The sequence below is a fragment of the Burkholderia sp. LFS061 genome (genome assembly GCF_047978125.1).
Lineage (GTDB): Bacteria > Pseudomonadota > Gammaproteobacteria > Burkholderiales > Burkholderiaceae > Burkholderia > Burkholderia pyrrocinia_C.
The window spans coordinates 1-13734 of record NZ_JBFPFS010000040.1 but is presented as its reverse complement, the minus strand read 5'-3'; the positions used below and the strand labels follow the sequence as shown (position 1 = coordinate 13734).

Sequence of the window (13734 nt, the reverse complement as noted above, 5' to 3'; positions counted from 1 at the left end):
TGGTACGCGGCGCGCAATCGTTGCTAGTTCGGCAGCACCGCGCCCGTCGCCTGCCAGCGCGCGACGTAGCCGGGCAGCTCGTGCATGTCGTCGAATACGTGGCGCGCGCCGATGCCGCGCAGCGCGTCGATCTGCGCGGCCGACGCATGCCCGCCGCCGACGAAGCCGAGCACGGTCATGCCGGCCGCGGCCGCCGCGGTGATACCGGTCACGCTGTCCTCGACGACGAGGCACTGCGCGGGCGCGACGCCGAGCGTGCGCGCGGCCGCGAGATACACGTCCGGCGCCGGCTTCGGCCGCGCGACCGAATCCGCGCAGAACAGCCGTTCGCCGAAGAAGCGCGCGAGGCCCGTGCGCGCAAGCGCCGCCTCGACGTATGCGCGGTAGCTGTTGCTCGCGCAGGCCGTCGTCAACTGAATCGCGCCGAGCGCCGCGTCGATGCCGTCGACCATCGGCGCATTGACGGCGGCCGCCTCGACCGCGCGGCGGATCGCGTCGACGTCGTCGGCCGACAGCGTGCGTCCGACGGCGTCGCCCGCACCCGCCAGCACGCGCTCGATGCGCAGCCCGAGCAGCGGCATCACGGCCGGACGCGCATCGACGCCCGGCCAGCGCATGTCGAGTTCGCTCACGATCACGTCGGCGGCGACGGCCTCGCTGTCGATCAGCACGCCGTCGCAATCGCAGATCAGCACGTTCGCACGTTCGCCGGCCGCGCTCACTTGACCGCTCCGAACGTGAGCCCGCGCACGAGCTGCTTCTGCGACAGCCAGCCGACGATCAGGATCGGCGCGACCGCGAGCAGCGACGCCGCGGACAGCTTCGCCCAGAACAGCCCCTCGGGGCTCGAGTACGACGCGATGAACACGGTCAGCGGCGCCGCGTTCGAGCTCGACAGGTTGATGCTCCAGAACGCCTCGTTCCACGACAGGATCACGAGCAGCAGCGCGGTCGACGCAAGCCCCGGCAGCGCCATCGGCATCAGCAGGTAGACGATCTCCTGCCACGTCGACGCGCCGTCGATGCGGCCTGCCTCCAGGATGTCCTTCGGGATCTCGTTGAAGTACGTGAAGGTCATCCACACCGCGATCGGCAGGTTGATCAGCGTGTAGACGATCACGAGGCCCGACACCGTGTCGAGCAGCCCCGCGTTCTTCCACAGCAGGTAGATCGGCACGAGCACGCCGACCGACGGCATCATCTTCGTCGACAGCATCCACAGCAGCACCTTCTGCGTGCGGCGGTTCGGGAAGAACGCCATCGCATAGGCGGCCGGCACCGCGAACAGCAGCGAGATCACCGTGACGCCCGCCGAGATCAGCACCGAATTCCACGCGAACGAGAAGTAGTTGCTGCGCGCGAACACCTCGCGGAAGCTGTCGAGCGTCGGCATGAAGAACAGCGACGATGCGTATGCCTGCTGCTCGGTCTTGAACGCGGTGATCGCCATCCAGAAGATCGGGAAGAACAGCAGCAGCGCGATCAGCCACGCGAGCGCGCCGGGCAGCGCGCGCCGCACGAGGTCGAACACGGCCGGTGCGCGCCGGCCTTCGAAGGTCAGGTCGCTCATTTCTCGTACTCCCCCTTCAGGTTGCGCGCGAGCATCCGCACGAGGAAGAACGACACGACGTTCGCGACCACGACGGCGATGATGCCGCCCGCGGACGCGAGGCCGACGTCGAACTGCTGCAGGCCGAGCGCGTAGATCAGGTAAGACAGGTTGGTGGTCGCGTCGCCGGGGCCGCCGCCGGTCGTCGTGTAGATCTCCGCGAAGATCGACAGCAGGAAAATCGTCTCCATCATCACGACCACGGCGATCGCGCGCTTCAGGTGCGGCAGCGTGATGTAGAAGAACATCGCGATCGGGCCCGCGCCGTCGATGCGCGCGGCTTCCTTCTGTTCCTGGTCGAGCGACTGGATCGCGGTGAACAGGATCAGGAACGCGAACGGCAGCCATTGCCATGCGACGATGATGATCACGGCGGTGAGCGGGTAATCGGCGAACCAGTCGACCGGCGTCATCCCGAACGCGCGCATCGCGTTCGCGACGAGCCCGTACACCGGGTGCAGGATCATGTTCTTCCAGATCAGCGCGGATACCGTCGGCATCACGAAGAACGGCGCGATCGCGAGCAGCCGCGCGATGCCCTGCCCGTAGAACTTGCGGTCGAACAGCACGGCCATCAGCACGCCGCCGACCACCGTGATCGCGAGCACCGCGCCGATCAGCACGAGCGTGTGCCAGATCGCCGGCAGGAACGACGGATCGGTCGCGAGGAAGCGGTAGTTGTCGAGCCCCGCGAAACCCTTCACGTCCGGGTTCAGCAGGTTGTAGCGCGAGAACGAATACCAGATCGTCATCGCGAGCGGAATCGACATCCACAGCAGCAGCACCGCGACGGACGGCGAGACGAGCCAGCTCGCGCCGCCGCGCGCGCGGCGCGGCGCGCCTGGCGGCAACGACGCGTCGCCGACCGACGGCGCGTGGCTCAGGGGAAGACGCAGGTGACGCATGATCGGAGTCCCTCCGGTTGATGCGCGGGCGCGAACGGCCTGCCCGCCTTCGGCTTCGCCGGCCCGCACCGCGCGCGACGGCGCACGGCGCGGGCCGCGCGACTGCTTGCGCGTTACTTCTTGTAGCCGGCCTGCCGTACCGCGCGGTCGGCGGCGGCCTGCCCGGCGGCGAGCGCCTGGTCGACCGTCATCTGCCCTGCAACCGCGCCAGCGATCGATTGGCCGACCACCGTGCCGAACGACTGGAATTCAGGAATCCCGACGTACTGCACGCCCGTGTACGGCACCTTCTTCAGCGACGGATCGTTCGGGTCGGCCGTCTCGATCGCCTTCAGCACGAAGTCCGAGAACGGCGCGGCGGCCTTGTACTCGGGGCGCTGATAGGTCGACGCGCGCGTGCCCGGCGGCACCGACGCCCAGCCCTCGTCCTTGCCGACCATCTCGATGTACTGCTTCGACGTCGCCCACGCGATGAACTTGCGCGCGGCGTCCTGCTGCTTCGACGTCTTCGGCACGGCCAGCGCCCACGCCCACAGCCAGTGCGAGCCCTTCGGCGTGGCAGCGACCGGCGCGGCCGCGAAGCCGATCTTGTCGGCCACCTGCGACTGCTGCTTGTTGTAGAGCATCCCGGCCGCGACCGTCGCGTCGATCCACATCGCGCACTTGCCCGACGCGGTCAGCGTCAGGTTCTCGTTGAAGCCGTTCGAGCTCGCTCCCGGCGGGCCGTCCTTCTTCAGCAGGTTCACGTAGAACGTGATCGCCTTCTTCCATTCGGGCGACGTGAGCTGCGCGTTCCAGTTCTCGTCGAACCAGCGCCCGCCGAACGTGTTCACGACCGTCGACACGAACGCCATGTTCTCGCCCCAGCCCGCCTTGCCGCGCAGGCAGATCCCGTAGGTGCCCTTCGACTTGTCGGTGAGCTTGTCCGCGAACTCGGCGATCTGGTCGTAGGTCGGCTGGTCGGGCATCTTCAGCCCCTTCGCCGCGAACAGGTCCTTGCGGTAGAACGTCATCGAGCTTTCGACGTAGAACGGCAGCGCATAGAGCTGGCCGTTGTACGACAGGCTGTCGCGCGCGGTCTTCACGATGTCGTTCAGATCGTAGTCGGCGGGCAGGCCCGTGATCGGCGCGAGCCAGCCGCGCTTGCCCCATTGCGGCGTCTCGTAGGTGCCGATCGCCATCACGTCGAACTGGCCGCTGCCGGTCGTGATGTCGGTCGTCGCGCGCTGGCGCAGCACGTTTTCCTCGAGGATCACCCAGTTCAGCTTGATGTCGGGGTTCGCCTTCTCGAATGCCGGCGACAGCTTCTTCAGCTCGATCATGTCGGGGTTGTTCAGCGTCGCGATCGTCAGCGTGCCGGCGGACGCGGCGCAGGCGGCCGTCGCGAGCGCGGCTCCGGCGAAGCAGCGTGCGGCGGCGTCGAGCATCTTTCGTTGCATGGCATGTCTCCTGTGATTGTTCGATGTGTCGTCGGTCTTGCGTTTCCTTCGCGGCCCGTCACGCCGGCCGCTGCATTCCGCACGCGCGCGCATAGTGCGCGATCACGTCGCGTATCCGGTGGCGCACCCACGCGCGCGGCTCCTTCGCGAGCCCGCCCGCGCGGCACGCCGCGTAGACATCCGGCAGCCACTGCGCGACGAGCGTCTCGGGCACCGGCTGCCGCGCGAGATTGCCGAACAGCTGCTCGACCGCGGCCGCGACGGCCGGCTGCAGCCAGTAGTAGCGAATCCGGTCGCTGTAGCTGAACTGGCGCGCGAGCCGCTGCTCGGTTTCGTCGCCGCGGTAGTACGGCGCCCAGTGCTCGGGCTGCGCGCGCATCGCGGCATCGACCACGTCGCGCAACCGCGAGCGCTGCGCGACGTCGTCGATCAACGCATCCTCGATGAACGTCAATGCGAACAGCGCCTCGCGCAGCGCGAACGTCAGCGCGGGGCCGACCTTCAGCACCGCGAAGTGGTCGCGCACGAGCGCGGCGAGCGCGCCCTCGGTCTGGTAATCGGTCGAATGCGCCTCGAACACGAGGCGCGGTGTATGCAGGATACTCGCGCCAAGTGACGCTGCCTTGGCACTGTCGTAGTCGAGCACGTGGCGATCGTCGAAGTCGACACCCGGCTGCGCGACGATCGCGACGACGCGCGTCCACGCGTCGTCGAGCCCGGCCGCCGCGAATGCGCTGCGGTGCGCGTCGAGCGTCGCCGCGATGCTGTCGCTGCGCGTGACCGAGATCCGCGCGATCGCCGCGCCGTTCGCATCGCCCGGATTGCCGCTGACTTCGCCGCCCGGCGTCGGCACCTCGGTGCCGATCACGTAGACGGGCGCGACACCGGCGCGCGCCGCCGCGTCTTCCGCCACGCGGCACAGCTCGGCCGCGCGCGCGGCGATCGTGCGGTCGTCGAGCCGCGCCGGATCGTCCGCGCACGCCATGCTCGCATCGAGGTGGATCTTTTCGAAACCGGCTTCGACATACGCGACGACCATCGCGCCGGCCTCGCGCATCGCATCGGCCGCGCGGCGATGCCGCCACGGGTTCGGGCCGAGATGGTCGCCGCCGAGCACGAGCGCCGACGGCGCGAGCCCGCAGCGCGCGGCGATCGCATCGACGTCGCGGCGGAAATCGGCGGGCGTCATGCCCGTATAGCCGCCGAGATGGTTCACCTGGTTGCAGGTCGCCTCGATCAAAAGCGGCGAGCCGTCCGCGCGCGCGGCTTCGCACGCGGCCTCCAGCACCAGCCGGTGCGCGCTGCAGATCGAATAGATGCCGCGCTGCGCGTCCGCGCGGTTCGCGTCGAAGATCATCCGCAGCACGGCGTCCGCGTGCGCGGTGCGCGGGCGTTCCGCGACGGTCGTCAGGCCGGGCATGCCACACCTCGTTCGGCCAGGAAGCGGTCGATCTCGGCCGCGCTGCTGTTGCCTTCCATCGGGCCGCGCCGCGTGACCGCGATCGCGCCTGCCGCGTTCGCGCGGCGCAGTGCGACCTCGATCGGCACGCCCGCGACAAGGCTCGCGACCAGCGTGCCGCCGAAGCAGTCGCCGGCGCCGGTCGGGTCGATTTCGTCGACCGGAAACGCCGGCGCTTCGGCACGGCTCGCGCGGTCGAACGCGACGCTGCCCGCGGCGCCGCGCTTCAGCACGACGCGCTCGAGCAGCGGATGCGTCGCGAGCAGGCCCGCGATCGCGCGCTCGGCCGGCTGCGGCCCGCAGAAGAACGGCAGGTCGGCTTCGCTCGGCAGGAACAGGTGGCAGGCGGCGAGCATCTCGTCGAGCGCCGCGCGCATCGGGCGGAAGCTCAGCATCTCGGGGCGCACGTTCGGATCGAACGATACCTTCGCGCCGGCGCGCGCGGCCTCGATCACGCCGCGCTGGACTGCCGCGATCGCCGATTCGCTCGTCAGCGACGAGCCCATCACGTGGAAATAACGACAGCCGTCGAACATCGCCGTATCGACGTCGGATGCATCGACACACGCCGCCGCACTGGTGGAAAGACTGAAGACGAAGCTGCGCGAACCGTCGTCGCGATACGCGACGAACGCGGTGCCGGTCGGGCGCGCGACGCGGCGGATGCGCGCGACATCGACACCGTCGCGTTCGAGCCGCGCGACGATCGCGTCGCCGAACGCGTCGCGGCCGACGCAGCCCGCATACGCGACGCGCGCGCCGAGCCGTGCGGCCTGATCGGCAAAGATCGCGGGCGCGCCGCTCGGAAACGGTCCGGCGAACAGGCCCGGTGTATCGAAACCCTGGCCGCGCTCGGCGGCGACGAATTCGGCGAGCAGTTCGCCGGCGACGACGATCGCGGCCATCAGGCGTGCCCTCCTCGTCCGAAGGCGGCCGCGGCGTGCGGCATTGCCGCGTCGTCGAAGGCCGGCAGGCAGGTTGCGCGTGCGAGCGTCGCCACGTCAGCTCATCCAGTTGCCGCCGTCGACGTTCAGCGTCTGGGCGGTAATGTAATCGGCGTCGGCCGACGCGAGGAACAGCGCGGCGCCCGTCAGGTCGCCCGGCACGCCCATGCGGCCGAGCGGCACAGCTTCGCCGACCAGCCGCTTCTTCTCGCCGAGCGGCCGGTTCTCATAGCGCGCGAACAGCGCGTCGACCTGCTCCCACATCGGCGTGTCGACGACGCCCGGCGCGATCCCGTTCACGTTGATCCGGTGCGGCGCGAGCGCGAGCGCGGCCGACTGCGTATAGCTGATCACCGCGGCCTTGGTCGCGCAGTAGTGCGAAACGAGTGCCTCGCCACGACGGCCGGCCTGCGACGACATGTTGACGATCTTGCCGCCGCGCCCCTGCTCGACCATCCGCTGCGCGACGGCCTGCATCAGGAAGAACAGCCCTTTCACGTTGACCGCGAACAGCCGGTCGAACACGTCCCACGATTCGTCGAGGATCGGGCGCATGTCGAACAGCGCCGCGTTGTTGAACAGGATGTCGACGCCGCCGAAATGCTCGACGGCGGTGGCGACGATCCGCTCGATATCGTCGCGGCGCGTGACGTCCGCGGTGACGGCCACCGCGCGGCCGGGGTTCGCTTCGATGAGCCGCGCAAGCGAGCCGCCTGCCGGCTTCACGTCGACGAGCACGCAACGCGCGCCCTCGTCCAGATAGCGTTGCGCGACCGCCTCGCCGATGCCGCTTGCGGCGCCCGTCAGGATCGCGACCTTGTCTTCCAGTCTCACTGGCTGTCTCCGGTTCGTTCTGCTGTACGACGGTCGCGAGGTGAGCGAACGCTCGCAGACCGATCAATTGCTCTGTTATTGATCGAATGATCGGATACGCGATTCGCGCTGTCAAGGCAACGTGACGGCTTTCTATGACGCGCTGCGGCACGACAGCGCATCGCGCCGGCCCGTGGCGCACGCCCGGCAAGGCGCGGAGCGCGCGGTGCGGTGCGGCCGGATCGGCAATGAAGGGGACGGAGCGTGGACGGAATGGGGAATTCGCGCTGCACGGCGCGGCGATACGTTATATCATCGCCGTACTCCGTTTCACTGCCTGCTTCACGCCATGGCCACCTCATCGTCCATTGACGCCCGGCTGTCCCGGGCCGACGCATTCGCCGCCGAGCACGGGCTCGCGTGGACGCCGCTGCGCCGCCAGGTCTACGAACGCGTGCTGGCCGCGCAACGTCCGATCGGCGCGTACGACCTGCTCGCCGAACTCGAACCGCAGCGCGGCCGCGTGCCGCCCACGACCGTCTATCGCGCGCTGGATTTCCTCGTCGAGCACGGTTTCATCCACCGGATCGAATCGAAGAACGCGTTCTTCGCGTGCTGCGAGATCGGCGTGCCGCACGAAGGCCAGTTCCTGATCTGCGATTCGTGCGGCGACACCGTCGAGATTCCCGGCGGCGACCTCGCGAAGCAGTTGTCCGCGAGCGAGCCGGCGCACGGTTTCGAAGTCCACCACCAGGTCGTCGAGCTGAGCGGCCTGTGCGGGCACTGCAAGCGCAAGCCCGCACAACGCTGACGCCGCATCGCGCGGCGCACGCGCCGCCTTTCCAACGAGGAGTTTCATGTCCATTGCCTTGAAGCGCGCGCCGCGGCGCGCCCTGTCGCCTGTCCGCTGGCTTGCCGCCGCTGCCGCCGCGCTGTCGCTCGCGACGCCCGCGTTCGCGCAGGCCGCGACCGTCAACGTCGTTGCCGCCGAGAATTTCTACGGCGATGTCGCGGCGCAGATCGGCGGCCGCCACGTCGCCGTCACGAGCATCCTCAGCAATCCCGACCAGGATCCGCACCTGTTCGAAGCGAGCCCGAAGACCGCCCGCGCGCTCCAGCACGCGCAGGTCGTGATCTACAACGGCGCCGACTACGATCCGTGGATGGGCAAGCTGCTCGGCGCATCGAAGCAGGCGAAGCGCGCGACGATCGTCGTCGCCGATCTCGTCGGCAAGAAGGCCGGCGACAACCCGCACCTGTGGTACGACCCGGCAACGATGCCGGCCGCCGCGCGGGCGATCGCGGCCGAGCTCGGCCGCGCCGACCCGGCGAACAAGGCCGACTACGACGCGAACCTGCAGAAGTTCGTCGCGTCGCTGAAGCCCGTCGACGACAAGGTCGCCGCGCTGCGCGCGCAGTACAAGGGCGTGCCGGTGACGGCCACCGAGCCCGTATTCGGCTACATGTCCGACGCGATCGGGCTCGACATGCGCAACCAGCGCTTCCAGCTCGCGACGATGAACGACACCGAGGCGAGCGCGCAGGACGTCGCCGCGTTCGAGAACGATCTGCGCAAGAAGCAGGTGCGCGTGCTGATCTACAACAGCCAGGCCGAAGCGCCGATGACCAAGCGCATGCTGAAGATCGCGCGCGACGGCGGCGTGCCGGCCGTCAGCGTCACCGAGACGCAGCCGGCCGGCAAGACCTTCCAGCAATGGATGGCCGGCCAGCTCGATGCGCTCTCCAGCGCGCTTTCGGCCGGCAAGAAATAAACGACTGCAACGACATGACCGCCACTCCCCACGCACTCGCAGTCGATCGCGTCACGCTCGAACTGGGCGGACGCACGATCCTGCGCGACGTCAGCTTCTCGATCGAACCCGGCGAATTCGTCGGCGTGCTCGGGCCGAACGGCGCGGGCAAGACGACGCTGATGCGCGCCGTGCTCGGCCTCGTGCCCGTCTCGGCCGGCACGCTGTCCGTCGGCGGCGTGCCGGTCGTGCGCGGCAACGCGTCGATCGGCTACATGCCGCAGATCAGGAGCGGCCTCGCGAACCGCCGGATGCGCGGCTACGACTTCGTCGCGATGGCCGCCGACGGCCACCGCTGGGGGCTGCCGCACACCAACGCGGCGACGCGCCGCGAGGTCGACCGCGTGCTCGACCTCGTCGGCGGCCCGACGCTCGCGCGCCGGCCGCTGTCGGAGCTGTCGGGCGGCGAGCGGCAGCGCCTGCTGCTCGCGCAGTGCCTGCTCGGCAACCCGAAGCTGCTGCTGCTCGACGAGCCGCTGATCAGCCTCGACCCGAACCACCAGCGCGGCGTGGTCGAGCTCGTGCGCAACGTGCAGCGCGAGCTCGGCATCACCGTGCTGTTCTCCGCGCACGAACTGAATCCGCTGCTGAACGCGCTCGACCGCGTGCTGTATCTCGGCAACGGCGTCGCGGCGCTCGGCACCGTCGACGAGGTGATCACGAAGCCCGTGCTGTCGCGGCTCTACGGATCGCCGATCGACGTGATGCGCGTGAACGGCAAGATCTTCGTGATGTCGGGCGACGTCGAGATCGAGAAGCACGACCACGAACACGAGGACGACGACGGCCACTCGCACGGCGGCGGCGGACACGGCCATCACCACCACGGACACGCTCATCCCGGGCATTCGCACGATGTTTGAATACGACTTCATGATCAACGCCTTCGCGGCGTCGGGCATCGTCGCGGTGCTCGCGGGCATCGTCGGCTACTTCCTGGTGCTGCGCGGGCAGACCTTCGCCGGCCATGCGCTGTCGCACGTCGGCTTCACCGGCGCGACGGGAGCGGTGCTGCTCGGCATCTCGCCGATCTGGGGGATGGTCGGCTTCACGCTCGCGGCCGGGATCGGGATGGGCGCGCTCGGCGAACGGCTCGCGGGCCGCGACGTCGCGATCGGCGTGATCCTGTCGGGCGCGCTCGGCTTCGGCCTGCTGTTCCTGCATTTCTATACGTCGTTCGCGACGCAGGTCACTGCGCTGCTGTTCGGCAACGTGCTCGCGGTCAGCCACGACACGCTCGCGGTGCTGGCCGGCATCGGCGCGGTGAGCCTGATCGCGCTCGCGCTGATCGCGCGGCCGCTGCTGTTCGCGTCGCTGCAGCCCGAACTGGCCGAAGCCAAGGGCGTGTCGCTGCGCACGGTGTCGATGCTGTTCCTCGCGGTGTGCGCGCTCGCGGTGGCCGCCGCGACGCAGATCGTCGGCGTGCTGCTCGTGTTCACGCTGCTGGTCGGGCCGGCCGCGGCCGCGCAGAACGTGTCGACGCGGCTGTCGACGGGCGTGCTGCTCGCCGCGCTGTTCGCGCTGTTCGAAGCGTGGGCCGGCATCACGCTCGCATATCACACCGACTGGCCGACGAGCTTCTGGATCACCGCGCTGTCGGCGCTCGTGTACGGCGCGAGCCTGTTGCGGCGCCACTGATCGCCGCCCGACGGATCGCCGCCCGATGCCAATCAAAACGCCGGCGTGCCCGAGGGCAGCGCCGGCGTTTTTTCATGCACCCGCGATCGTGCGGAGCGCCGTGTGAGTTACCTGCTTCCCTTCCCGCTCATCGTGCGAGCACGCGCGCGTGATGCGCGATGTGGTCGGCGATGAACGTCGAGATGAAGTAGTACCCGTGGTCGTATCCCGGATGGCGGCGCAGCGTCAGCGGCTGGCCGGCCTTCGCGCACGCGGCTTCGAACACGTCGGGGTTCAGCTGGTTCGCGAGGAATTGATCGGCGAGGCCCTGGTCGACCAGGATGCCGTCCGCGAACTTCGGCGCATCCGCACGCGCGACGAGTTCGCTCGCGTCGTGTGCCTTCCACGCGTCGCGATCGTCGCCGAGATAACCCGAGAATGCCTTCTCGCCCCACGGGCAGCGCGTCGGCGCGGCGATCGGCGCGAACGCCGACACCGACCGGTAGAGGCCGGGATGACGCAGCGCGAGCGTCAGCGCGCCGTGCCCGCCCATCGAGTGCCCGAAGATCCCGAGCCGCGCGCCTTCGATCGGCAGCTCGGCCGCGACGAGCTCGCGCAGCTCGCCCGTTACGTACGACTCCATCCGGTAATGCGTGGACCACGTCGCTTCGGTCGCATCGACGTAGAAACCCGCGCCGACGCCGAAGTCCCACGCATCGGTCTCCCCCGGCACGCCCGCGCCGCGCGGGCTCGTGTCGGGCATCACGAGCGCGACGCCGTGCTGCGCCGCGTATTGCTGCGCGCCGGCCTTGATCGCGAACGTCTCGTCGGTGCAGGTCAGCCCCGCGAGGTAGAACAGCGCCGGCACGCGGCCGTGCGCGGCCTGCGGCGGCAGGTACACCGAGAACTTCATCGGCAGGCCGATCGCCGTCGAATCGTGGCGATAGAAGCGCTGCTCGCCGCCGTGGCACGCATGCGAGGAAACGAGTTCGAGCATGACGGTGCGCTCCCGGTCAGTACAGCACGACCGAGCGGATCGACTCGCCCTGCTTCATCAGGTCGAAGCCTTCGTTGATCCGCTCGAGCGGCAGCGTGTGCGTGATCAGGTCGTCGATGTTGATCTTGCCTTCCATGTACCAGTCGACGATCTTCGGCACATCGGTGCGGCCGCGCGCGCCGCCGAACGCCGAGCCCTTCCACTCGCGGCCCGTCACCAGTTGGAACGGACGCGTGCTGATTTCCTCGCCGGCCGCCGCCACGCCGATGATGAACGACTGGCCCCAGCCCTTGTGCGTGCACTCGAGCGCCTGGCGCATCAGCTTCACGTTGCCGACGCATTCGAACGAGTAGTCGGCGCCGCCGTCGGTCAGCTGCACGATGTGGTCGACGACGTTCTCGACTTCGTTCGGGTTGATGAAGTGCGTCATCCCGAACTTCTTCGCGAGCTCGACGCGCTTCGGGTTGATGTCGACGCCGATGATCTTGTCCGCGCCGACCATCTTCGCGCCCTGGATCACGTTCAGGCCAATCCCGCCGAGGCCGAACACGACGACGTTCGCGCCCGCCTCGACCTTCGCCGAGTAGACGACCGCGCCGACGCCGGTCGTCACGCCGCAGCCGATGTAGCAGATCTTGTCGAACGGCGCGTCCTCGCGCACCTTCGCGACCGCGATCTCCGGCACGACGATGTAGTTCGAGAACGTCGACGTGCCCATGTAGTGGAACAGCGGCTTGCCGTCGAGCGAGAAACGCGACGTCGCGTCGGGCATCAGGCCCTTGCCCTGCGTCGCGCGGATCTTCTGGCACAGGTTGGTCTTGCGCGACAGGCAGAACTTGCACTCGCGGCATTCCGGCGTGTAGAGCGGAATCACGTGGTCGCCCTTGCGCACGGTGCCGACGCCGGGGCCGACGTCGACCACCACGCCCGCGCCTTCATGGCCGAGGATCGCCGGGAAGATCCCTTCCGGATCGGCACCCGACAGCGTGTAGTAGTCGGTGTGGCAGATGCCCGTCGCCTTCACTTCGATCAGCACTTCACCTGCGCGCGGCCCTTCGAGATCGACTTCCTCGATCGTCAGCGGCGCACCCGCCTTCCATGCAATCGCGGCTTTCGTTTTCATCGTGTCACTCCTGTCTGTCAATTAGGTTGCCCCGGGGCGGCGCTTCGGCGCTTACGCAGGTCCCATTCGCACCGGGCCCCGTTCAAAGCTGTCGAAACCATGCCGCGCGACATCGCGCGCGACACGGAAAAAGCATCTCGTGCTCGCCATGATGGCCGGTCCCGCCGCGCACCGCGAGCGGGAATCGGTCGCCGGCTTGCCACGATGCGTCATCGCTGACGCAAAAGAACAAGTGTCCGAGTTTAAACGCCCGTCGTGAACCATGCATCCGTGCGCGCGTACAGATCGACGAAGCGGGCGTGGCGCGCGGCCAGCAGGCGGTCGTCGCGCGGCGCGGCGACCGGCGACGCGGCCGGCGCCAGTGTGTGCAGCGCATCTTCGCGCCAGTGTCCGATCGCAACGCCCGCGAGCAGTGCGGCGCCGCGCGTCGCGGCATTCGGGCAATCGATCGCGTGCAGCGACGCGCCGAGCGCGTCGGCGAGCAACTGGCGCCAGCGCGGATCGACCGAGCCGCCGCCCGCGAGACGCAGCGTCTTCACCGGGTCGCGACGATCGGCATCGCGGATCGCATCGAGCCCCGCGCGCAACGCGAACGCGACGCCTTCGAACGCGGCACGCATCATCGCGCCGCGCGTGTCGCCGAGCCCGAGACCGAGCCAGCCGCCGCGCGCATCGGGATTCATCCACGGCGAACGCTCGCCGGTCAGGTAGGGCAGGAAGCACAGCCGTTCCGACGCCGGCTGCGCGAACGCATCGTCATACGCGTCCACCCATCCCGAATAACCGAGCCAGCCGCGCACGGCTTCGAGCGCGAGCCCGACGTTCTGCATCGCGGCCATCGTGTAATAACCGCCGCCGGCTGCCGCGCGATAGCGATGCAGCCCGCGCCGCGCGGGCGGCAGCGCATCCGCGAGCACGACGATCTGGCCGCCGCTGCCCGTCGTCAGCAGCGCGTCGCCGGCCGCGGCGAGCCCGCTGCCGAGCGCCGCGCATGCGGTGTCGGCCGCGCCCGTCGCC

Annotated in this window: 14 protein-coding genes; 4 read left to right on the top strand and 10 right to left on the bottom strand. The window is 69.1% G+C overall.

The window, feature by feature from the left end:
* Positions 1-23: 23 nt before the first annotated feature.
* The 7 genes from ACNQQL_RS27670 to ACNQQL_RS27640 form a co-directional block, all read right to left on the bottom strand.
* Positions 24-722, bottom strand: coding sequence for an HAD family phosphatase (locus ACNQQL_RS27670; RefSeq protein WP_347067128.1), 699 nt, complete (start codon positions 720-722; stop codon positions 24-26).
* A complete protein-coding gene (locus ACNQQL_RS27665; RefSeq protein ID WP_204424330.1) occupies positions 719-1570 on the bottom strand; it encodes a carbohydrate ABC transporter permease in 852 nt (283 codons plus the stop codon). The genes ACNQQL_RS27670 and ACNQQL_RS27665 overlap by 4 nt, the downstream gene beginning before the upstream one ends.
* Positions 1567-2514 carry a sugar ABC transporter permease gene (locus ACNQQL_RS27660; protein ID WP_347067127.1) on the bottom strand — a complete coding sequence of 316 codons (948 nt, stop codon included), beginning with the start codon at positions 2512-2514 and terminating at the stop codon, positions 1567-1569. The genes ACNQQL_RS27665 and ACNQQL_RS27660 overlap by 4 nt, the downstream gene beginning before the upstream one ends.
* A gap of 113 nt (positions 2515-2627) precedes the next feature.
* Positions 2628-3953, bottom strand: a complete 1326-nt coding sequence (locus tag ACNQQL_RS27655; RefSeq protein ID WP_034178888.1) for an ABC transporter substrate-binding protein — start codon at positions 3951-3953, stop codon at positions 2628-2630.
* A 58-nt stretch (positions 3954-4011) separates the two neighbouring features.
* Positions 4012-5373, bottom strand: coding sequence for a D-tagatose-bisphosphate aldolase, class II, non-catalytic subunit (locus ACNQQL_RS27650; protein WP_347067125.1), 1362 nt, complete (start codon positions 5371-5373; stop codon positions 4012-4014).
* Positions 5361-6317, bottom strand: coding sequence for a sugar kinase (locus tag ACNQQL_RS27645; RefSeq protein ID WP_347067124.1), 957 nt, complete (start codon positions 6315-6317; stop codon positions 5361-5363). Before ACNQQL_RS27645 ends, ACNQQL_RS27650 begins: the two co-directional genes overlap by 13 nt.
* A 96-nt stretch (positions 6318-6413) precedes the next feature.
* Positions 6414-7190: an L-iditol 2-dehydrogenase gene (locus ACNQQL_RS27640; RefSeq protein WP_347067122.1), complete on the bottom strand. Its 777-nt coding sequence runs from the start codon at positions 7188-7190 to the stop codon at positions 6414-6416.
* A 328-nt stretch (positions 7191-7518) separates the two neighbouring features.
* Between ACNQQL_RS27640 and ACNQQL_RS27635 the strand changes: the two genes are divergently transcribed.
* From ACNQQL_RS27635 to ACNQQL_RS27620, 4 genes are read left to right on the top strand one after another with little or no spacing between them, the layout of a single operon-like run.
* A complete protein-coding gene (locus ACNQQL_RS27635; protein ID WP_011546084.1) occupies positions 7519-7980 on the top strand; it encodes a Fur family transcriptional regulator in 462 nt (153 codons plus the stop codon).
* Between the two features lie 46 nt (positions 7981-8026).
* A complete protein-coding gene (locus tag ACNQQL_RS27630; protein ID WP_347067120.1) occupies positions 8027-8941 on the top strand; it encodes a metal ABC transporter solute-binding protein, Zn/Mn family in 915 nt (304 codons plus the stop codon).
* A 14-nt stretch (positions 8942-8955) separates the two neighbouring features.
* Complete coding sequence (locus tag ACNQQL_RS27625; RefSeq protein ID WP_175961944.1) at positions 8956-9843, top strand: ABC transporter ATP-binding protein; 888 nt, start codon at positions 8956-8958, stop codon at positions 9841-9843.
* Positions 9836-10618, top strand: a complete 783-nt coding sequence (locus tag ACNQQL_RS27620; RefSeq protein WP_174419802.1) for a metal ABC transporter permease — start codon at positions 9836-9838, stop codon at positions 10616-10618. The genes ACNQQL_RS27625 and ACNQQL_RS27620 overlap by 8 nt, the downstream gene beginning before the upstream one ends.
* Positions 10619-10745: 127 nt before the next feature.
* Here the strand turns inward: ACNQQL_RS27620 and fghA are convergent, their stop codons facing one another.
* The 3 genes from fghA to ACNQQL_RS27605 form a co-directional block, all read right to left on the bottom strand.
* On the bottom strand, positions 10746-11594 hold the full coding sequence (fghA, locus tag ACNQQL_RS27615; protein ID WP_347067117.1) for an S-formylglutathione hydrolase: 849 nt from the start codon (positions 11592-11594) through the stop codon (positions 10746-10748).
* A gap of 16 nt (positions 11595-11610) precedes the next feature.
* A complete protein-coding gene (locus tag ACNQQL_RS27610; protein ID WP_034178897.1) occupies positions 11611-12717 on the bottom strand; it encodes an S-(hydroxymethyl)glutathione dehydrogenase/class III alcohol dehydrogenase in 1107 nt (368 codons plus the stop codon).
* A gap of 242 nt (positions 12718-12959) precedes the next feature.
* Positions 12960-13734: FGGY-family carbohydrate kinase (locus tag ACNQQL_RS27605; protein ID WP_347067114.1), on the bottom strand; the 775-nt coding region annotated here is incomplete at its 5' end.

Coding starts and splice junctions, on each gene's coding strand:
- ACNQQL_RS27665 (WP_204424330.1), bottom strand. CDS start 1,570: ATGAGCGACCTGACCTTCGAAGGCCGGCGCGCACCGGCCGTGTTCGAC.
- ACNQQL_RS27660 (WP_347067127.1), bottom strand. CDS start 2,514: ATGCGTCACCTGCGTCTTCCCCTGAGCCACGCGCCGTCGGTCGGCGAC.
- ACNQQL_RS27655 (WP_034178888.1), bottom strand. CDS start 3,953: ATGCAACGAAAGATGCTCGACGCCGCCGCACGCTGCTTCGCCGGAGCC.
- ACNQQL_RS27650 (WP_347067125.1), bottom strand. CDS start 5,373: ATGCCCGGCCTGACGACCGTCGCGGAACGCCCGCGCACCGCGCACGCG.
- ACNQQL_RS27645 (WP_347067124.1), bottom strand. CDS start 6,317: ATGGCCGCGATCGTCGTCGCCGGCGAACTGCTCGCCGAATTCGTCGCC.
- ACNQQL_RS27635 (WP_011546084.1), top strand. CDS start 7,519: ATGGCCACCTCATCGTCCATTGACGCCCGGCTGTCCCGGGCCGACGCA.
- ACNQQL_RS27630 (WP_347067120.1), top strand. CDS start 8,027: ATGTCCATTGCCTTGAAGCGCGCGCCGCGGCGCGCCCTGTCGCCTGTC.
- ACNQQL_RS27625 (WP_175961944.1), top strand. CDS start 8,956: ATGACCGCCACTCCCCACGCACTCGCAGTCGATCGCGTCACGCTCGAA.
- ACNQQL_RS27620 (WP_174419802.1), top strand. CDS start 9,836: ATGTTTGAATACGACTTCATGATCAACGCCTTCGCGGCGTCGGGCATC.
- fghA (WP_347067117.1), bottom strand. CDS start 11,594: ATGCTCGAACTCGTTTCCTCGCATGCGTGCCACGGCGGCGAGCAGCGC.
- ACNQQL_RS27610 (WP_034178897.1), bottom strand. CDS start 12,717: ATGAAAACGAAAGCCGCGATTGCATGGAAGGCGGGTGCGCCGCTGACG.